Origin of the sequence: Polynucleobacter sp. AP-Sanab-80-C2 (genome assembly GCF_035012965.1) — a bacterium.
Lineage (GTDB): Bacteria > Pseudomonadota > Gammaproteobacteria > Burkholderiales > Burkholderiaceae > Polynucleobacter.
The window spans coordinates 72,584-91,353 of sequence record NZ_JAYGQS010000007.1 but is presented as its reverse complement, the minus strand read 5'-3'; the positions used below and the strand labels follow the sequence as shown (position 1 = coordinate 91,353).

Sequence of the window (18,770 nt, the reverse complement as noted above, 5' to 3'; positions counted from 1 at the left end):
TTAGCGATGGTTACGATTCATCATCACTAAGCGCTCAAATAAATGAACATCTTGTTCATTCTTTAATAAAGCGCCGTGCAGTGGAGGAACAACGATCTTGTCATCTTGACTATAGAGTGCATCTGGAGGAATGTCTTCTGCCAATAAAAGCTTGAGCCAGTCAATGAGTTCAGAGGTAGAGGGCTTCTTCTTCAGGCCTGGCAGCGAGCGTATTTGGTAAAAGGCTTTGAGGGCCGCCTCTAGGAGATCTTGTTTGATACTGGGGTGATGCACATCCACGATACTTTGCATAGTTTTAGCATCAGGGAAGGTGATGTAATGAAAGAAGCAGCGGCGCAAAAAGGCATCTGGTAATTCTTTTTCATTATTGGAGGTAATGATGACGAGAGGGCGATGCTTTGCCTTAATCAGCTCGCGGGTTTCATAGACATAGAATTCCATGCGATCAATTTCACGCAAAAGGTCATTCGGAAATTCAATGTCTGCCTTATCAATTTCATCGATGAGCAAAACAGTGGGTTCGTTTGCTTCAAAGGCTTGCCATAAAACACCTTTGACTATGTAGTTGCGAATATCTTTAACCTTTTCATCGCCCAGTTGAGAATCGCGCAAACGACTGACAGCGTCGTATTCATATAAACCTTGCTGTGCTTTGGTGGTGGACTTGATGTGCCACTGCAGGAGTGGCATTTTGAGAGCGGCTGCGACTTCTTCAGCCAGCATGGTTTTGCCTGTACCTGGCTCACCTTTGATCAACAGGGGGCGCTGAAGCGCTATCGCTGCATTCACTGCCAGTTTGAGGTCATCGGTCGCAACATAGCTTTGACTACCATCAAAGCGCTTTGAATTTTGGGCAGAGGATGTGTTGAGTGGGTGGGTCATGAGAGGCAATCTAGAGGTCTTTTATCGGATGATTAAGTATAGGGAAATAGTGCCCAATCTTCAGTATTTCTCTTGATTTAGAGATCAGAAATGGGGAAATCATGGTTAGGAGGACGTCTCTCCGCTATACTCTCGGTGGTTGATTTAAATCAAACTGATAACTACAGATTTCTATGAAAAAACTCTCCATTCTTACTCGATTGCTTGTTTGTGCTGGTATAGCATTAACTGGATTTGCCGCTCAGGCTGATGAAGTTAAAGGCAATGCGGCTGCGGGCAACGGCAAGGTTTGGCTTTGTGTTGGCTGCCATTCCATCCCTGATTACCGTGCTGACTATCCGTTGGTTTACAGAGTGCCTATGTTGGGCGGCCAAAATGCCGCTTACATTGCTTCCTCCTTAGCTGAATACAAGAAGGGCAACAGAAAGCATCCATCTATGCGAGCTATCGCCGCTAGCTTGTCTGACCAAGATATGGCTGATATTGGCGAATACTATGCTGCGCAAACTGCCAGCTCACCTAACAACCCATTGAAGTGATAGAGACATGTTTATGAAATTTGCACTAGTTACAGCAGTTTTGCTTTCCAGTATTGGCTTGGTTCATGTTGCTAACGCTGCCAGCGTTGAAAAAGGTCAAGCTTTAGTTGAGAAAGCCAATTGCGCTTCTTGCCATGGTGCTGGTTTAAATGCACCGATCCTGCCTGCCTACCCAAAATTGGCTGGTCAATATCCTGATTACATTTATTACGCCTTGAAAGCTTACAAAGTAGGCAATGGAAATGCTCAATATGGACGTAATAATGCCGTGATGGGCTCGCAAGTTCAGGCATTCTCTGATGCTGACATGCAGGACATTGCTGCTTATGTTGCCTCTTTGCCTGGAAACTTTGTCATTAAGAAGTAAATCCGTTTCTGTAGTTCTTCATTGGGCATTCAATACAAAGGCTTAGAATAATCTTCTAAGCCTTTGTTATTTATAGTAAAAACTTTTATCTCAAAGCTTCTAAGCCTCTCGCAAAGTGTTTGCGCATAGCAGTTTCAGCCCCAGTTTGGTCTCTTTTCAATAGGGCGTTGAGGATGTCACGATGCTCCACTAGAGAGTTTTGTAGTCTTCCTGTGCTGGTTAGAGAATCCTTCCGATGTAATTTAAGCACCTTACGAAGATCCGCAATGACCCCATTCATCCAGCGATTTCCGGCGATTTCTTGGATTAATTCATGAAATTTGCCATTAATCTCGAAAAATTGCTCAATATCTCGATCTGCGGCTGCCTTTTCAAGACGGTGATGCCAATAGTCCAATTGATTTAACTCATCTTCGCTTGCTTTAGCAGCGGTTTCCCTGGCTGCTTCACCTTCCAGCAGTGAGAGGATGGTAAAAATTTGCTCTAAATCCTTTCTGGCGACCTCAGTGACATAGGCTCCACGGCGCATTTTGATAGTCACTAGCCCCTCAGAGGCTAGTACTTTAATAGCTTCGCGCATCGGGGTTCGACTAATTCCAAATTGTTCTGCCAAGCGTTGTTCATCTAGCCAGCTCCCAGGAGCTAGTTCCTTAGCAAATATTTGCTCTCGGAGACGATCAGCAACGTCTTCGTATAAAGGTCGATTATTCAATTTTGTATTCATAATTATGAATACATGATATCTAGACAAATTCCAAATAGTCAAGCAGAATTACGAAATCTTAGATGCAATGCAACATATCAAACGGGAGTGCTTTGTGAGTTCAGAAAAGAAAAGTCCAGCTAGTACATGGCCATCGTTTCCAGAAGTCAATTTAGAGGCTTGGAAAAAGTCTGCCCAAAAATCAGCACCAAATGGCGATGTGGATAAGCTGGGCTGGAATACTCCTGATGGTATTCAGTTAAAAGCGCTTTACACCTCATTAGACACAGAGAACTTAAATTACACCGATACTTTGCCTGGTTTCGAGCCTTATGTGCGCGGACCACAAGCAACGATGTATTCCGTGAGGCCATGGACGATTCGTCAGTACGCAGGATTCTCCACTGCAGAAGAATCGAATGCCTTTTATCGCAAAGCATTAGATGCGGGTGGACAAGGTGTTTCGGTTGCATTTGACTTGGCAACACATCGCGGTTACGACTCTGATCATCCACGCGTTACGGGTGACGTTGGTAAGGCGGGCGTAGCCATTGACTCTGTAGAAGATATGAAGATTTTGTTTGATGGTATTCCACTAGACAAAGTATCTGTATCGATGACGATGAATGGTGCTGTATTGCCAGTGTTAGCGGGCTATATTGTTGCTGGCGAAGAGCAAGGTGTTAAGCAAGAACTGCTATCAGGCACCATTCAGAACGACATTCTGAAAGAGTTCATGGTGCGTAATACCTATATTTACCCGCCAGAACCATCGATGCGCATTATTGGCGACATCATTGAGTACACCGCGCAACACATGCCGAAATTTAACTCGATCTCGATATCGGGTTATCACATGCAAGAAGCTGGAGCAAACCAAGTATTGGAATTGGCATTCACCTTGGCTGACGGTAAGGAATATGTCAAAACAGCGCTTGCTAAAGGTTTGGATGTTGATGGCTTTGCTGGACGTCTTTCATTCTTCTTTGCAATCGGCATGAACTTCTACCTAGAAGTTGCTAAATTACGTGCGGCACGCTTGCTGTGGTGGCGCATTATGAAATCATTTGAACCACAGAATCCAAAGTCTTTGATGTTGCGGACGCACTGTCAAACTTCGGGCTGGTCATTGACAGAACAAGACCCCTATAACAATGTCGTGAGAACTACGGTTGAAGCGATGGCTGCCGTCTTTGGCGGCACTCAATCCTTGCATACCAATTCCCTAGACGAGGCAATCGCTTTGCCTTCTGAGTTTTCAAGCCGCATTGCTCGCAATACGCAGTTGATACTTCAGGAAGAAACCCACATTACTAGCGTGATCGATCCCTGGGCTGGCTCTTACATGATGGAGAGCCTGACTCAAGAGATGGCCGATAAAGCTTGGGACATCATTCAAGAGGTTGATGCGATGGGCGGCATGACAAAGGCAGTTGAAAGTGGTTGGGCTAAGCTCAAGATTGAGGCAGCAGCAGCTGAAAAACAAGCCAAGATCGATTCAGGCACTGACGTGATTGTTGGCGTCAATAAATATAAGCTGGGCAAGGAAGATCTTGTGGATGTATTAATGATCGATAACGACAAGGTTCGTGAAGGTCAAGTCGCGCGTTTGAACCAAATCAAAGCCAAGCGCGACAGTAAAAAAGTAGAGGCTGCATTAGAGGCTTTAACTAAGGCTGCAGAAGATCACTCCGGTAATTTGTTGGAGTTATCTGTTAATGCAATTCGTTTGCGTGCGACTGTTGGTGAAGTGTCTGATGCGTTAGAGAAAGTTTACGGGCGCCATCGCGCCGATACTCAAAAGGTGACCGGAGTGTATGCAGCTGCTTATGACTCAGCCGAGGGCTGGGCAAAATTACAAACTGAAATTGCTGACTTTGCCAAAGAGTTTGGTCGTCGCCCTCGCGTGATGATTGCCAAACTAGGCCAAGATGGACATGACCGTGGGGCTAAAGTCGTAGCGACTGCCTATGCGGATTTGGGCTTCGATGTGGATATCGGACCCTTATTTCAAACACCAGAAGAATGCGCCCGTCAGGCGATTGAGAATGACGTTCATGCTCTAGGTGTATCGACTTTGGCGGCAGGTCATAAAACTCTAGTGCCAGCCATCATTGCTGAATTGAAGAAACAAGGTTCTGATGACATCATCGTTTTTGTCGGCGGTGTAATTCCAAGACAAGACTATGAGTTTCTTTACGAAGCAGGTGTCAAAGGGATTTATGGTCCAGGCACCCCAATTCCAGCTTCGGCAAAGGATGTGCTTGAGCAAATTCGTCAATCTGTAAAACCTGTTTGATACAAAACTAACATATTTACGAGCATGCTTGAAGTTGCCGACCTAGCGCTAATAGCCGATCTTACTGGCGCACCCTCGCTTAAACAGCGACGTGCATTGGCAAAGGTCATTACCTTGCTGGAATCCACTCGCTTAGATCATCGCAAGCGCGCTGATGATGTCCTTAATGCGCTTTTACCTAAAACAGGCAAGTCCTTTCGCTTAGGTATTTCGGGAGTTCCAGGGGTTGGTAAATCAACGCTCATTGAAACGCTTGGTTTGTATTTAATTGAAAAGGGACATCGTGTTTCTGTACTTGCAATCGATCCGTCCTCGAGTTTGTCAGGCGGCTCCATTCTGGGGGATAAAACGCGCATGGAGCGTTTATCCGTTCTAGAGAATGCCTTCATTCGCCCCAGCCCATCGTCATTGACGCTCGGAGGTGTTGCTGAAAAAACCCGTGAGGCCATGCTGGTGGCAGAGTCTGCTGGCTTTGACATCATCATCGTTGAAACAGTCGGTGTTGGTCAAAGTGAGATTGCAGTCGCAGGCATGACGGATATGTTCTTGCTACTTCAATTACCCAATGCTGGCGATGATTTGCAAGCGATTAAAAAAGGCGTCATGGAGATCGCAGATCTGATTGTGATCAATAAGGTTGATCTAGATCCAGCTGCGGCAATGCGCGCGCAACTTTTTATTACCAGCTCATTACGTCTCTTGGGCTTTCAGGGAAATCCTGACCATGCTTCGCACGATGAAGATTTTTGGCATCCCACTGTTATGACATTAAGCGCCTTAGAGGGCAAAGGTGTTCCTGAGCTATGGGATAAGGTCACGCATTTTCAAAAACTGCAGCGAGCCAATGGTAAGTTTGATTCACGTCGTCAGCAACAGGCTGGTGCCTGGATGTGGGATCGCATTGATGCTGGCTTAAAGAATGCATTTCGTAGTAATGAAGCGGTTCAAGCGCTTCTACCAAGCTTAGTGGCACAAGTAAACCAGGGAACCATGGCGCCTTCAGTAGCAGCAAGACGCCTATTGGAGTCCATGGGACACGAATTTTTCTAAGGAGTCGGGCAATGCAAGACATCATTCAACAACTGGAAGCAAAGCGCGAGCTAGCACGCTTAGGCGGTGGCCAAAAGCGTATTCAGGCTCAGCACGCTAAAGGCAAGTTAACTGCTCGTGAGCGTATCGAGCTCTTACTCGATGCTGGCACTTTTGAAGAGTGGGATATGTTCGTAGAGCACCGTTGCCACGACTTTGGCATGGCCGATCAAACAGTGCCAGGTGATGGCGTTGTGACTGGTTATGGAATGATCAATGGTCGTTTGGTATTTGTGTTCTCACAAGACTTTACGGTTCTTGGCGGCTCATTATCAGAAGCCCATGCTGAGAAGATTTGCAAGATCATGGACCAAGCGCTCAAAGTCGGTGCTCCCGTGATTGGTTTGAATGACTCAGGTGGTGCGCGTATCCAAGAGGGCGTAGCTTCATTAGGTGGCTATGCAGAGATTTTCCAGCGTAACGTCACAGCCTCAGGAGTGATTCCACAAATCTCCTTAATCATGGGCCCGTCTGCTGGTGGAGCCGTGTATTCGCCGGCGTTGACGGATTTCATCTTCATGGTGAAAGACAGCTCTTATATGTTTGTTACTGGTCCGGAAGTGGTTAAGACCGTGACTCATGAGGACGTGACTTCTGAGGAGTTGGGTGGGGCAGTAACGCACTCAACCGTTTCTGGTGTTTGCGACTTGGCCTTTGACAATGATGTGGATGCCATCATGATGTTGCGTCGCTTCTTTAACTACTTGCCGCTTTCTAACCGTGAAAAACCGCCCTTGATTAAAGGGGCAAACCGCACAGAAGAGCCTGATTTTTCTCTCGATACCTTAGTGCCATCTAATCCCAATCAACCTTATGACATGAAAGAGTTGATTGAAAAGATTGTCGATGATGGTGTGTTCTTTGAACTTCAACCCGACTATGCTAAGAACATCGTGATTGGCTTTGCTCGCATGGAGGGTCGCTCTATCGGTATCGTTGCGAACCAACCATTAGTCTTGGCTGGTTGCTTAGATATCAAGGCATCTATTAAGGCAGCGCGTTTTGTCCGCTTCTGTGATGCCTTCAATATTCCGGTAGTGACTTTAGTTGATGTGCCAGGCTTTATGCCAGGTACCGCCCAAGAATATGGCGGGATTATTAAACACGGTGCGAAGTTACTGTATGCCTATGCGGATTGCACCGTGCCTAAAGTGACCTTGATTACTCGTAAAGCCTATGGTGGCGCTTATGACGTGATGGCTTCCAAGCACTTGCGTGGCGACGTGAATTTTGCTTGGCCTTCAGCAGAGATTGCGGTGATGGGCCCTAAGGGTGCAGTCGAGATTATCTTTCGTGAAGAAAAATCTGAGCCAGTAAAGATCGCTGCCCGTGAAGCAGAGTACAAAGCCAAGTTTGCAAACCCCTTTGTGGCAGGGCGTCGTGGCTATATTGACGATGTCATCCTCCCGCATGAGACTCGCAAACGGATTGCCCGTTCGCTCGCAATGCTCAAAGATAAAGATTTAAAAAATCCTGCGCGTAAACACGGCAATATCCCTCTGTAAAGGCGCTGATAGATGATGACTACGAAAATGTTTAAGAAAATTTTGATTGCTAATCGCGGAGAGATTGCTTGCCGTGTCATGAAAACCGCCAAAAAAATGGGCATCAAGACAGTGGCTGTTTATTCTGAGGCAGATAAAGAGGCGCGTCATGTTCAGATGGCGGATGAAGCTATCTGTATTGGACCGGCACCTTCCCGTGAATCCTATCTTGTGATGGACCGCATTATTCAAGCCTGCAAAGATACTGGTGCTGAAGCAGTGCATCCAGGATATGGTTTCTTATCCGAGAATGAGCAATTTGCTAAACGATGTGAAGAAGAGGGTATTGTCTTTATTGGTCCGAAGCATGAATCGATTGCAGCAATGGGCGACAAAATTGCCTCCAAAAAGCTGGCATTAGAAGCCAAGGTCAACACGATCCCTGGCCACAACGAGGCAATTGCCACAACAGATGAGGCGGTAAAAATTGCGCAAGGTATTGGCTACCCAGTCATGATTAAGGCTTCTGCTGGCGGCGGTGGTAAAGGTTTACGTGTTGCCTTGAATGATCAAGAAGCATCCGAAGGTTTTACTGCCTGCAAAACCGAGGCGATGAATAGTTTTGGTGATGATCGGATCTTTATTGAGAAGTTTGTGGAAGGTCCGCGTCATATTGAGATTCAGGTCTTAGGAGACTCTCATGGCAACGTGGTCTATCTGAATGAACGCGATTGCTCAATTCAGCGTCGTCACCAAAAGGTGATCGAAGAGGCGCCATCTCCATTTATTGATCCTGTTACCCGTAAAGCGATGGGTGAGCAAGCCGTTGCCCTTGCTAAAGCTGTGAACTACCAGTCTGCTGGCACTGTGGAGTTCGTGGTAGGCAAAGATAAGTCTTTCTACTTCTTAGAGATGAATACGCGCTTGCAGGTGGAACATCCCGTAACGGAAAGCATTACTGGTCTTGACTTGGTTGAGCAGATGATTCGGGTAGCGGCTGGGGAAAAGTTAGCATTTAAACAAGCGGATGTGAAGTTGGATGGTTGGTCAATGGAGTGTCGCATTAATGCAGATGATCCATTTCGCAACTTCCTACCATCCACAGGCCGTCTTGTGAAATATCGTCCACCGGAGTCCATTAATGGAGTACGAGTAGATACCGGTGTATACGAAGGCGGTGAAATTCCGATGTACTACGACTCTATGATTGCGAAGTTAATCGTGCACGGCAAAGATCGTGCTGAGGCAATTGAAAAGATGCGTGCTGCCTTGAATGATTTTGTCATTCGCGGTATTCATTCGAATATACCGTTTCAGGCTGCTTTACTGCAACATCCCCGTTTCGTGAATGGCGATTTCACAACGGGCTTTATCGCTGAAGAATATCCAGAAGGCTTTAAGAAGGATTCTGTGCAGCCTGCAGACCCAAAACGCCTTGCAGCCCTAGCTGCCTTTATGCGCTATCGCTATCTTGAGCATATCAAGATGATTGATGGTCAATTGGCTGGTCACGAAATGGTGATTGCCAAGAAGTTTGTCGTGGTCACTGGTAAGAAAACAGGATCAATGATTGATCCGTATGAAGAGGCAGTGCGCATTGAATTAAAAGATGGCATCTATTCTGTATATATTGATGATGCAGATGGTGTTAGCCGTTATGACATTGAGAGTGATTGGCGTCCAGGTCAGCTGGCTTTACATGCCACGATTAACCGTACCAGCAAGATTACGGCACAAGTAGAGCGCAAGGGTGTTCGGCTCTACTTAGTACTTGATGGCGCGCATTACGAATGTATGGTGTTGAGTCCATTAGGGGCTGAACTTCAACGTCGTATGCCAGTGAAGCTTCCACCAGATACCTCGAAGTTGGTGATGTCTCCCATGCCAGGTTTGCTCACAAAACTTGCTGTTAAGGTGGGTGAAGCAGTCACAGCGGGCCAAAAATTAGCTTCAATTGAAGCGATGAAGATGGAGAACACAATCTCTGCAGCACAGGATGGGATTGTTTCAGAAATCTGCGCCAAAGAAGGTGAAAGCTTGGCGGTAGATCAACTCATCATTCGTTTTGAATAAGCAGGACCATCATCCATGACAGCTAAACCGTTCAAAATTCTCGGTATTCAACAAATCGCTATTGGCGGCGCAAGCAAAGATCGCCTCAAAAAACTTTGGGTAGAGATGCTCGGCTTTGAGTACAAAAGTACCTTTGTCTCGGAGCGTGAAAACGTGGATGAAGATATTTGTGCGATTGGAAACGGTGCCCATGAGATAGAAGTAGATCTGATGCAACCATTGGATATTGAGAAAAAGCCCGCCGTACATCAAACACCCCTTAATCACATCGGATTGTGGGTGGATGACCTTCCTAAGGCGGTTGAATGGCTCTCCGCTAATGGCTTACGTTTTGCTCCTGGAGGTATTCGTAAGGGCGCTGCGGGTTATGACATCACCTTTGTCCATCCCAAGGGTAACGATGAATTTCCGATCAGTGGAGAGGGCGTCCTCATTGAGTTGGTTCAAGCTCCTCCTGAAGTCATCGCGGGATTGCGTTCATAATTTAGTCTTTAGATAATCACAACCATAAAGCGAACTTGAATTGACGCGATTATTGGCCATCGACACTTCCTCAGCTTGGTGTTCGGTGGCTTTATCTTTAGGTGATTCAGCACCTCAGCTCCGACACGAATTGGTGTCGGCGGGCGCTAGCCAATGCTTATTGCCTTGGATTGAAAATTTACTGGCCCAAGCAAATCAGCAACTTTCTCAACTTGATGCGATTGCGATAGGTATTGGCCCGGGCGCATTTACCGGGGTGCGTTTAGGCCTTGCAGCAGTTCAAGGACTTGCGATAGCGGCAAATCTACCCGTCCTGCCAGTTGCTAGCTTGGATGCCATTGCGGCGCAGCTGACCAAAACACCTCATTTTGCCAAGATCAAGCCAACTCAATTTGTGATTGCTGTTGATGCTCGTATGGGTGAGATCTATTGGGCGAAGTATGAATTCAATGACTCCACATTTCTTCCTTTGCGTATTGGCAATATCCAACTTTCAAAGCCTGAAGAGATTGATTTAAGGAATATCCAATACCTTGCTGGTAGCGCGATTAAAGAATTTGGCGAACGTTTATTTGTAAATCATTCTTTTCCCAGTGAAGCGCTTGATCCAGAAATCTCCATTTCCGCATTGGGCATCTTAGAGCTAGCTCAACAGATGTTTAAGGCTGGACAGCAAATCTCGGTCAATCAGCTAGAGCCACTCTATGTGCGCAATAAAGTTGCCTTCACGACGAATGAACGTGAAATTGCCTTCAAAAAAGGTACGCGGTAATGACTATGCAGGATGATGGCGCTGAGCTAACCTTTATGCCGATGCAGGTGGCTGATCTAGATGATGTCCTGGCAATCGAATCGATTTCTCATATTCATCCATGGACTAGAGGTAATTTTTCCGATTCCTTGTCTGCAGGTCATTGGGCTTATTGCATCAGACCACAGCTTGATCAGGCGAATGCAATGCCAGGGAGCTATCTTGATCCGCAAGTCCTGTGGGCTTATTGCATTCTGTATCCAGCGGTAGATGAGTTACATCTTTTAAATATCACTGTTGCCCCTAAGTTACGCCAACTAGGGCTAGGATCGCGCATGATGGCAACCATTGAAGGCGTCGCTTCGCAGCAGAACATGCCACGTATTATTCTTGAGGTAAGGCCTTCCAATGAGTCTGCTGTCGCCCTGTATCAAAAGCTTGGGTATGAACAAATCGGGTTACGCAAAAATTATTATCCTGCCAGCGAAGGGTCTGGTAATCGTGAAGATGCCATCGTCATGGCTAAATCGATTAAGCTAGAGTCATGACCAACACACATTCAAGCTTCTTAAAAGAAATGGGCATTACAGAGTGGACTGCGCGGGATGGTTCTGCTGAAGTTGCCACTGTCACGCAATCACAGCTTGCAGTAAATGTAGCGGTATCAGCTGAAAGTACTCCCAAGGCACATTGGTGGTTTTTTGGGAGTCAACCCCAGGGTGATGCCCAGGTATTATTTCAGAATGTCATTCGTGTTTTAGGCTTAGCGAGTAATGAATGGTCGTGGAAAAGCCCAAATGACAATCTTTCTAAAATGCATGCGCCAGAAAATGCTGTCCCGCTAGTTGCTATCGCCTTTGGCGGCCCGACAGCACAAAAAATTACGGGTGAGCGTGATCCATTGCCGCAGTTGCGCGAGACGATCTTGGCTCTGAACACCGGTAATGATGATGAGATTCCAGTGGTTGCTACTTTCGATTTGGCTCAATTAGCAACAAAGTCAAAAGATAAGACCCTGCTTTGGCAAGACCTCTTGCTGGCTAAATCTATCCTACAAAATATTTAATCTAGTGCTGTCTTAGTGCTTGTGTTCACCGATGAGGTGCATAGAGTCATATTCAGCTTGGTTGCGGGCATGACGCCGAATTACTAGCCACATGATGAGGCTCACCACTAAGCCAAATCCAATGATGACATATTGAACCGGTAGATCAAGCCAGATTAATAATGAGTACATCGCCAGCATTCCCAATACCGAAATATTTTCATTGAAGTTTTGCACTGCGATGGAATGTCCAGCTGACATCAGTACGTGACCACGATGTTGCAATAGCGCATTCATGGGCACCACAAAATATCCCGCTAACCAGCCCACCAAAATGAGTAAGAAATAAGCCGGCAATAGATTTAAGGTGACTTGCATTTTGCCTATCGTCAGCAATGGCGTATTCGGCAACATATCGGAGTTGTAAATCGCTAATACGCAAACAACCAGCCCCATGGCGATTCCATAGGGAAGTACATTGAGTGAATTGCGCAAAGGTACGCGCCAAGCCGCCCAGACCGCTCCGCCAGCAACGCCAACCGCAGAAATGGCTTGCAAAATAGCGCCTTGTGAGAGATTCATATGCAGCGCTACCTGTGCCCACTTAATCACAATGAACTGCAAGGTGGCGCCAGCACCCCAGAACAAGGTAGTCACCGCCAAAGAGATTTGACCCAGGCGATCATCCCAAAGCGTCTTAAAGCAGACGGAGAAATCTTTAATTAATTCTATGGGATTGGTTTTCTGGGCCACATAGCGTGCGCCGGTATCTGGAATCTTCAGATTGATTAATGCGGCGATGACATAAATCATCATGATGATGAGGATTGCTGATTCTGCGGGTGTATCTATACCGGTATCAATGCTAGGCATATCCAAGGAAAGCAGGCTTTGTGAGACGGTGCTACTAATTAAAACACCCCCTAATACCGTACCCAAAATGATAGAGCCTACTGTCAATCCCTCAATCCAACCATTGGCGGCAACCAACTTTTCAGGGGGAAGCAATTCCGTCAAGATGCCATACTTTGCAGGTGAGTAGGCTGCAGCACCGAGACCAACAATAGCGTAAGACAATAAAGGGTGCCCACCAAAGAGCATTGCCACACAACCAACGAATTTAATCGTGTTAGTAATGAACATGACATTACCTTTGGGGCGAGAATCAGCAAACGCACCAACAAAGGCAGCCAGCACGACATACGATAAAACGAAGAACAATTTAAGCAAAGGAGTCATCCAGGCCGGAGCGCTGAGCTGGGCCAAGAGGGCAATTGCTGCAATCAGCAATGCGTTATCAGCAAGCGACGAAAAAAATTGCGCCGCCATAATGATGTAAAAACTACGGTTCATTCGTACAATCTAGTCATTAATCCAATTAAAACATGAAAGGAGGGGTGGATATGAGCGCTTCGGTTAATAGCTTAATCAATAGACCAATTTTGGCATCTATTCATTCACATGCCTTTCAGCATAACTTAAACCGTGTTCGGGAGCTTGCCCCGGAGTCAAAAATTTGGTCTGTTATCAAGGCTAGGGCATATGGGCATTGTTTTGAGGCGGCGCTCAAGGGCCTTGAATCAACTGACGGGTTTGCATTATTAGATATACAGGATGCGGTTTGGTTAAGAGAAAATGGCTGGCAAGGGCGAATTTTGCTGTTAGAAGGCTTATTTCATGAGAGTGAAATGGGCCTAAGCCAGGAATTGCATTGTGATTTGGTGGTCCACTGTGAAGCGCAAATCGAGTGGCTCGAACGTTATGCAGATAAAGTCCATAAGCCCATTAGTGTTTTTCTGAAAATGAACACGGGCATGAATCGTCTGGGTTTAAAACCAGCCGCCTATAGAACGGCCTTTCATCGTCTGCATGCCGCAGCTTACCGCATGCATCACATGACGCATTTTGCTAATGCAGATCAAATTGATCGTCAGCCTACAGTGGATAGTCAGTTAGAGCTATTCAATCAAACTATTGAAGGCCTTGAGGCACCTACCTCATTAGCAAACTCCGCAGCAATTCTATGGCATCGCAATGCTCTCGGCGACTGGGTGCGTCCTGGCATCATGCTCTATGGTGCATCTCCTACAGGCCTATATTCGGACATTGAGCATGCTCATCTCAAAGCGGTGATGCAGCTGCAGAGTGAGATTATTGATATTCAAGATCTTCAAGCAGGTGATCGCATAGGATATGGCGGTCGTTATGAAGCTTCTGAGAACATGCGGATTGGCATAGTGGCTTGCGGTTATGCGGATGGTTATCCACGTCAGGCAAAGGATGGCACACCGGTTTGGGTCGGTGATGATAGTAAAGCAGGTGGCGGCATTATTTGTCCGATCGTTGGGCGGGTATCTATGGATATGTTGAGTGTAGATTTACGAAATGCACCAAACGCCAAGATCGGCAGTGTCGTAGAGCTCTGGGGTGACCAGGTGCCAGTAGATGAGGTGGCACGCATGAGTGACACTATTGGCTACGAGCTACTTTGTGCGGTAGCGCCAAGAGTGCCGGTCGCGATTAAATAGACTTTCAATAAAAAATCCTCTATTGAAGAGGATCCTTTATAACGTTATTGCAAACGCTAGATTACTTATTCCAGATCTGCCACCATTTGCGTTCTTTTTGAATACGTTGTCCAGTTTCTAGCATTTGACTGTCTGGGAAGTTCAATTTAAAAACACGCGCAGTGTCATTACTTAATTGAGTCATACCCAATTTTTCGTAGGACTTTGTCAAGAGATACAGAGCCTCTTCTACGGCTGGAGCACGGTCGTAATCACGGATCACCAGTTGCGCGCGGTTTGCAGAAGCCAGGTAGGCGCCCCGTTGATAGTAGAAACGGGCAACGATCACGTCTGCCTCAGCCAGTGAGTTCACGATATAGCGCATGCGATCCAATGAGTCTGGTGCATATTTGCTATTGGGGAAGCGCTCAACAACTGTTTTGAAGGATTCAAATGCTTCTTTAGCAGCCTTCGGATCGCGTTCACTTAAATCTTGCCCCGTAAATTTACCAAGCCAACCTAAATCATCGTTAAAGGTAATGAGACCTTTGAGATAGTAAGCGTAGTCCAAGGTAGGGCTACCTTGATGCAATTTGATGAAACGATCGATCGCTACCAGTGCTTGGGTTTGCTCTTGCGCTTTCCAATAACAATAGGCAGCATTAATTTGGGCTTGCTGTGAATAGGGGCCAAATGGAAAACGGGCCTCTAATTTGTCAAAATATTTGCCGCACTTCGCAAAGTCACCATCATTTAATTTATCGGTTGCTTCTGAGTAGAGTTTAGATTCTGACCAAATATCAGTGTCATCCTTTTGCCCATCACTACCAGCACAGCCACTTAAAACCAATAAAGCACACATGCAAGTCAAAAGCAGGGTGAGTAAACCCATGCTTGAACGGGGAATGATTTTTTGAGGGGCAGATGACCCAGCAAGCCTTAAACTGGGGTCTGATATTACGTCGGACATAACTGAAAGGCTCTTTAAGCGTGGCATTGCCGCAAACTCCTGATTCGAATCCTGTTGATTATATCGATGAAGAGGATTTCATCTCCCTGGAAATTCCCCCGGAGATGGCTGGTGAACGCCTCGACAAGGTACTAGCGGGCTCTTTGCCAGATTATTCACGGAATCGGCTAAAGACCTGGGTAGAAGCGGGTGCTGTGATGGTTGACGGCAAGGTCACTAAAGCCCGTTATTTACTGAGAGGTGGCGAGAGCATTAAGGTATTTCCGCAAGAAATGCCGGAGCAATTTGCCTTTAGTTCAGAAAACATCCCTTTGGAAGTGGTTTACGAGGACGATGCCATCATTGTGATCAATAAACCCCCAGGTCTAGTAGTGCATCCCGCAGCGGGTAATTGGTCGGGAACTTTGTTAAATGGGCTGCTATTTAAATATCCAGAACTCAAATCTTTACCGCGGGCAGGTATTGTGCATCGACTGGATAAAGATACCTCTGGCTTGATGGTGGTTGCGAGAACCGCTCAAGCTCAAACCTCTCTGGTCAGACAACTGCAAGATAGAACCGTAGGCCGAAGATATTTAGCCTGGGTTTGGGGAGGGGCTCCTAGTCAAGGCAAGGTATTGGCATCGGTTGGTCGAGATCAACGTGATCGTTTAAAGATGGCGGCAGGCAGTCCACAAGGTAAACCAGCAGCGACATTATTTAGACGCTTAGCGAAATCAACATTTTTAGAATCACCCCTGGCTTTATTGGAATGTCGTTTAGAGACGGGGCGTACTCATCAGATTCGGGTGCATCTCGAATCACTCGGATTTCCATTGCTTGGGGACCCGGTCTATCGCAAGAAAACTCCGGGCGTAGCAAAAAGCCTACTATTTGAGCGCCAAGCATTACATGCTTATGCGCTGAGTCTGCAGCACCCTTTAACGCAAGAGCTGGTTAGCTGGTTTCGTTTGCCACCACTGGATTTAATGCAGTTGTTGCGTCAGGTGGGCATGTCGGAAGCGGATCTTCCTCAAGAGGCAACTGTATTAGCTTCTATTCATAACGAACGCACTCATGACTAGCCTGACTAATGGATTCTTAAAACCAGAGTGGGATGCGCCCTTATCAATCCAGACTCTAGTCACTAAAAGAACTGGTGGAGTTAGTCTAGCGCCTTTTGATTCGTTCAATCTTGGGGATCATGTGGGTGATTTGCCTGAGAACGTATTAGCCAATCGGGCGCTTTTGAGAACTTATCTGCCAGCTGACCCTATTTGGTTAAAGCAAATACATGGTGTCAAAGTAAGCACACCTAGCACACGATTACTAGAGGCTGATGCAGTCGTGACTAACATCCCCAATGAAGTCTTGGCCATCATGACCGCCGATTGTTTGCCTGTGTTATTCACAAATCAGAGCGGTACGGTGATTGGTGCAGCCCATGCTGGCTGGAGAGGCTTATGTGCCGGGGTTTTGGAAAATACCGTTACTGAAATGACAAAGCTTATCCGTCAGGATGCAGATAAACACATCATCGCTTGGCTTGGACCCGCGATTGGGCCTCAGGCTTTTGAAGTAGGGCAAGACGTGCTTAATGCATTTCAGGATTTTGGGATTTCGTATCCCCAATCCGCTTTTTCACCAATTTCTGAAAAACCAGGAAAGTATTTAGCTGATATTTACTCATTAGCACGTAGCAGGCTTGAGTCCGTAGGTGTTGATCAGATTTTTGGCGGTCAATATTGCACAGTCACGCAGGCAGCTCAATTTTTCTCCTATCGCCGTGATGGAGAAACTGGTAGGTTTGCAAGTCTCATCTGGATATCTGACGCTAAGTAACCCCTCTATGTTTTCCCCCATGTGAGGGTTACTACTAGATTCAGAATTTAGCTAGGGTTATTGCGTATAACTCTATATGCCTTATGGATGGAGAATGGCTTTACTAATTTAAAGAGATCACTATGTTTGCAGGTATGAATCCGGGTGCAACGCCTTCTTTGGCACCGCACCATATGGCGCTGATTCCACAAGAGCGTTTAACTGAAATTCAAAAAGAATATTTTGCAGAGCTTGCACATATTGCCACCAATCCTGAGGCAATAGAAGTCAAAGACCGTCGCTTTGCTGGCAAGGCTTGGCATTCCTCATGGAGCAAAGTGATTGCTGCCACTTATTTATTAAACTCCAAACATTTAATGTCTTTAGCGCAAGCAGTGGAGACGGATGAAAAGACTCGTCAGAAAATTTTGTTCACGACCGAACAAATGATTGACGCACTCTCACCATCGAATTTCATTGCCACTAATCCAGAGGTTTTGGAAAATATTATTAGCACCCAAGGTCAATCCATTCAAAAAGGAATTGTGAATCTCCTTGGGGATATGAAAAAGGGCAAAGTCTCGATCACTGATGAAAGTGCTTTTGAGGTTGGAAAAAATATTGCTACTACAGAAGGTCATGTGGTGTTTCGTAATGAGTTATTTGAACTGATTCAATACACGCCATTAACGGAAACGGTTTTTGAGCGCCCATACTTAATGGTACCGCCTTGTATTAATAAGTACTACATTCTGGATTTGCAACCTGATAACTCGGTAGTCCGTCATATGGTTTCGCAAGGGCATACTGTCTTTCTAGTTTCTTGGAAGAATCCAGATGCCTCGATGGCAGAGGTGAGTTGGAATGACTATGTGGGTAAAGGCGTTATTAAGGCGATTGAAGTCGCTCAAAATATTAGTGAATCAAAGCAGATCAATATCCTAGGCTTTTGCGTTGGTGGAACCTTAACAACTTCAGCGCTTGCCGTCTTAGCTGCGCGTGATGAACATCCAGCGGCTAGCTTGACGCTATTTACGACTTTGCTTGACTTTACGAACACTGGCATCTTGGATGTCTTCATTGATGAAGGCATGGTCGAGATGCGCGAGAACACCATTGGCGGTAAGGGTGGTAAATACGGCATGATGTCCGGTCTTGATTTAGGCAATACCTTCTCATTCTTGCGGCCAAACGATTTAGTCTGGAATTATGTTGTCGAGAATTACCTGAAGGGAAATTCTCCGCCACCATTTGATTTGTTGTACTGGAACGGTGATTCCACGAACTTACCGGGCAACATGTATTGCTGGTATTTGCGTCATACCTACTTGCAAAATGATTTGATTAAACCTGGCAAGGTGAAGATTTGTGGTGAGAAAGTTGATTTGGGCAAGATCAAATGTCCTGCATATGTCTATGCCTCACAAGAAGATCATATAGTTCCTTGGCAATCTGCTTATCAGTCTACCCATATTTTGAAGGGAAAAAATCGCTTTGTGTTGGGTGCCTCTGGTCATATTGCTGGCGTCATTAATCCGCCCGCTAAAAATAAGCGCTACTACTTTGAAAATAACAAGATTGCATCTACGGCAGAAAAGTGGCTTGAAGGCGCTAAGCAGATGCCTGGAAGTTGGTGGCCCAACTATACCAAATGGCTTGAACCATTTGGTGGTGAACAAAAGCCGGCTAGCAAAACATTTGGCAATACGAAATATCAAAAGATGGAAGCTGCTCCAGGCATTTATGTGAAAGAAAAAGCAGCTTAGTCCGATTGCAAG

Annotated in this window: 18 protein-coding genes; 14 read left to right on the top strand and 4 right to left on the bottom strand. The window is 46.1% G+C overall.

Translation table 11 applies throughout. From position 1 onward, the window contains the following. Entirely contained in the window at positions 1–882 is an 882-nt protein-coding gene (locus tag VC178_RS10820) for an AAA family ATPase (protein ID WP_215294621.1), read from the bottom strand. 173 nt (positions 883–1,055) lie between these two features. On the opposite strand from VC178_RS10820, the gene VC178_RS10815 reads away from it, so the two are divergent. Together VC178_RS10815 and VC178_RS10810 are read left to right on the top strand one after the other, a co-directional pair. Then, a complete protein-coding gene (locus VC178_RS10815; RefSeq protein ID WP_251371992.1) occupies positions 1,056–1,421 on the top strand; it encodes a c-type cytochrome in 366 nt (121 codons plus the stop codon). Positions 1,422–1,434: 13 nt separating this feature from the next. Beyond that, positions 1,435–1,788, top strand: a complete 354-nt coding sequence (locus VC178_RS10810) for a c-type cytochrome (protein WP_215317945.1) — start codon at positions 1,435–1,437, stop codon at positions 1,786–1,788. A gap of 85 nt (positions 1,789–1,873) precedes the next feature. Here the strand turns inward: VC178_RS10810 and VC178_RS10805 are convergent, their stop codons facing one another. Continuing rightward, complete coding sequence (locus VC178_RS10805; protein ID WP_323482533.1) at positions 1,874–2,512, bottom strand: GntR family transcriptional regulator; 639 nt, start codon at positions 2,510–2,512, stop codon at positions 1,874–1,876. Between the two features lie 94 nt (positions 2,513–2,606). Here VC178_RS10805 and scpA point away from each other — a divergent pair, with 94 nt between their 5' ends. From scpA to VC178_RS10765, 8 genes are read left to right on the top strand one after another with little or no spacing between them, the layout of a single operon-like run. Continuing rightward, positions 2,607–4,790, top strand: coding sequence for a methylmalonyl-CoA mutase (gene scpA / locus VC178_RS10800; protein WP_416350555.1), 2,184 nt, complete (start codon positions 2,607–2,609; stop codon positions 4,788–4,790). A 24-nt stretch (positions 4,791–4,814) separates the two neighbouring features. Beyond that, positions 4,815–5,840 carry a methylmalonyl Co-A mutase-associated GTPase MeaB gene (gene meaB / locus VC178_RS10795; RefSeq protein WP_323482531.1) on the top strand — a complete coding sequence of 342 codons (1,026 nt, stop codon included), beginning with the start codon at positions 4,815–4,817 and terminating at the stop codon, positions 5,838–5,840. A gap of 11 nt (positions 5,841–5,851) precedes the next feature. Continuing rightward, entirely contained in the window at positions 5,852–7,384 is a 1,533-nt protein-coding gene (locus tag VC178_RS10790) for an acyl-CoA carboxylase subunit beta (protein WP_216123788.1), read from the top strand. 27 nt (positions 7,385–7,411) lie between these two features. Beyond that, on the top strand, positions 7,412–9,436 hold the full coding sequence (gene accC / locus VC178_RS10785; RefSeq protein ID WP_323482549.1) for an acetyl-CoA carboxylase biotin carboxylase subunit: 2,025 nt from the start codon (positions 7,412–7,414) through the stop codon (positions 9,434–9,436). A 15-nt stretch (positions 9,437–9,451) separates the two neighbouring features. Then, positions 9,452–9,919 (top strand): VOC family protein, encoded by a 468-nt coding sequence (locus tag VC178_RS10780; protein WP_323482530.1) that lies wholly within the window; start codon positions 9,452–9,454, stop codon positions 9,917–9,919. Between the two features lie 40 nt (positions 9,920–9,959). Next, positions 9,960–10,691, top strand: coding sequence for a tRNA (adenosine(37)-N6)-threonylcarbamoyltransferase complex dimerization subunit type 1 TsaB (gene tsaB, locus VC178_RS10775; RefSeq protein WP_323482529.1), 732 nt, complete (start codon positions 9,960–9,962; stop codon positions 10,689–10,691). Continuing rightward, positions 10,691–11,218, top strand: coding sequence for a ribosomal protein S18-alanine N-acetyltransferase (gene rimI / locus VC178_RS10770; protein WP_323482528.1), 528 nt, complete (start codon positions 10,691–10,693; stop codon positions 11,216–11,218). The genes tsaB and rimI overlap by 1 nt, the downstream gene beginning before the upstream one ends. After that, positions 11,215–11,736, top strand: coding sequence for a hypothetical protein (locus VC178_RS10765; protein WP_323482527.1), 522 nt, complete (start codon positions 11,215–11,217; stop codon positions 11,734–11,736). The genes rimI and VC178_RS10765 overlap by 4 nt, the downstream gene beginning before the upstream one ends. Positions 11,737–11,748: 12 nt before the next feature. Here VC178_RS10765 and lplT read toward each other — a convergent pair whose 3' ends face one another. Next, positions 11,749–13,068 (bottom strand): lysophospholipid transporter LplT, encoded by a 1,320-nt coding sequence (gene lplT / locus VC178_RS10760; RefSeq protein ID WP_215297209.1) that lies wholly within the window; start codon positions 13,066–13,068, stop codon positions 11,749–11,751. Between the two features lie 74 nt (positions 13,069–13,142). Here lplT and alr point away from each other — a divergent pair, with 74 nt between their 5' ends. Beyond that, positions 13,143–14,243 (top strand): alanine racemase, encoded by a 1,101-nt coding sequence (gene alr, locus VC178_RS10755; RefSeq protein ID WP_215297380.1) that lies wholly within the window; start codon positions 13,143–13,145, stop codon positions 14,241–14,243. A 61-nt stretch (positions 14,244–14,304) separates the two neighbouring features. Here the strand turns inward: alr and VC178_RS10750 are convergent, their stop codons facing one another. Further along, the gene (locus VC178_RS10750; protein WP_323482526.1) at positions 14,305–15,192 is read right to left on the bottom strand and encodes an outer membrane protein assembly factor BamD; all 888 of its coding nucleotides are present in this window, start codon (positions 15,190–15,192) and stop codon (positions 14,305–14,307) included. A 20-nt stretch (positions 15,193–15,212) separates the two neighbouring features. Between VC178_RS10750 and VC178_RS10745 the strand changes: the two genes are divergently transcribed. The 3 genes from VC178_RS10745 to phaC all read left to right on the top strand — a co-directional run bounded on the left by VC178_RS10745 (position 15,213) and on the right by phaC (position 18,758). After that, positions 15,213–16,256: an RluA family pseudouridine synthase gene (locus VC178_RS10745; protein ID WP_323482525.1), complete on the top strand. Its 1,044-nt coding sequence runs from the start codon at positions 15,213–15,215 to the stop codon at positions 16,254–16,256. Further along, positions 16,249–17,013, top strand: a complete 765-nt coding sequence (gene pgeF, locus VC178_RS10740) for a peptidoglycan editing factor PgeF (protein WP_323482524.1) — start codon at positions 16,249–16,251, stop codon at positions 17,011–17,013. The genes VC178_RS10745 and pgeF overlap by 8 nt, the downstream gene beginning before the upstream one ends. A 122-nt stretch (positions 17,014–17,135) precedes the next feature. Beyond that, positions 17,136–18,758 carry a class I poly(R)-hydroxyalkanoic acid synthase gene (phaC, locus tag VC178_RS10735; RefSeq protein ID WP_323482523.1) on the top strand — a complete coding sequence of 541 codons (1,623 nt, stop codon included), beginning with the start codon at positions 17,136–17,138 and terminating at the stop codon, positions 18,756–18,758. Positions 18,759–18,770 lie beyond the last annotated feature (12 nt).

Coding starts and splice junctions, on each gene's coding strand:
- VC178_RS10820 (WP_215294621.1), bottom strand. CDS start 882: ATGACCCACCCACTCAACACATCCTCTGCCCAAAATTCAAAGCGCTTT.
- VC178_RS10815 (WP_251371992.1), top strand. CDS start 1,056: ATGAAAAAACTCTCCATTCTTACTCGATTGCTTGTTTGTGCTGGTATA.
- VC178_RS10810 (WP_215317945.1), top strand. CDS start 1,435: ATGAAATTTGCACTAGTTACAGCAGTTTTGCTTTCCAGTATTGGCTTG.
- VC178_RS10805 (WP_323482533.1), bottom strand. CDS start 2,512: ATGAATACAAAATTGAATAATCGACCTTTATACGAAGACGTTGCTGAT.
- meaB (WP_323482531.1), top strand. CDS start 4,815: ATGCTTGAAGTTGCCGACCTAGCGCTAATAGCCGATCTTACTGGCGCA.
- VC178_RS10790 (WP_216123788.1), top strand. CDS start 5,852: ATGCAAGACATCATTCAACAACTGGAAGCAAAGCGCGAGCTAGCACGC.
- accC (WP_323482549.1), top strand. CDS start 7,412: ATGTTTAAGAAAATTTTGATTGCTAATCGCGGAGAGATTGCTTGCCGT.
- VC178_RS10780 (WP_323482530.1), top strand. CDS start 9,452: ATGACAGCTAAACCGTTCAAAATTCTCGGTATTCAACAAATCGCTATT.
- rimI (WP_323482528.1), top strand. CDS start 10,691: ATGACTATGCAGGATGATGGCGCTGAGCTAACCTTTATGCCGATGCAG.
- VC178_RS10765 (WP_323482527.1), top strand. CDS start 11,215: ATGACCAACACACATTCAAGCTTCTTAAAAGAAATGGGCATTACAGAG.
- lplT (WP_215297209.1), bottom strand. CDS start 13,068: ATGAACCGTAGTTTTTACATCATTATGGCGGCGCAATTTTTTTCGTCG.
- VC178_RS10750 (WP_323482526.1), bottom strand. CDS start 15,192: ATGTCCGACGTAATATCAGACCCCAGTTTAAGGCTTGCTGGGTCATCT.
- pgeF (WP_323482524.1), top strand. CDS start 16,249: ATGACTAGCCTGACTAATGGATTCTTAAAACCAGAGTGGGATGCGCCC.
- phaC (WP_323482523.1), top strand. CDS start 17,136: ATGTTTGCAGGTATGAATCCGGGTGCAACGCCTTCTTTGGCACCGCAC.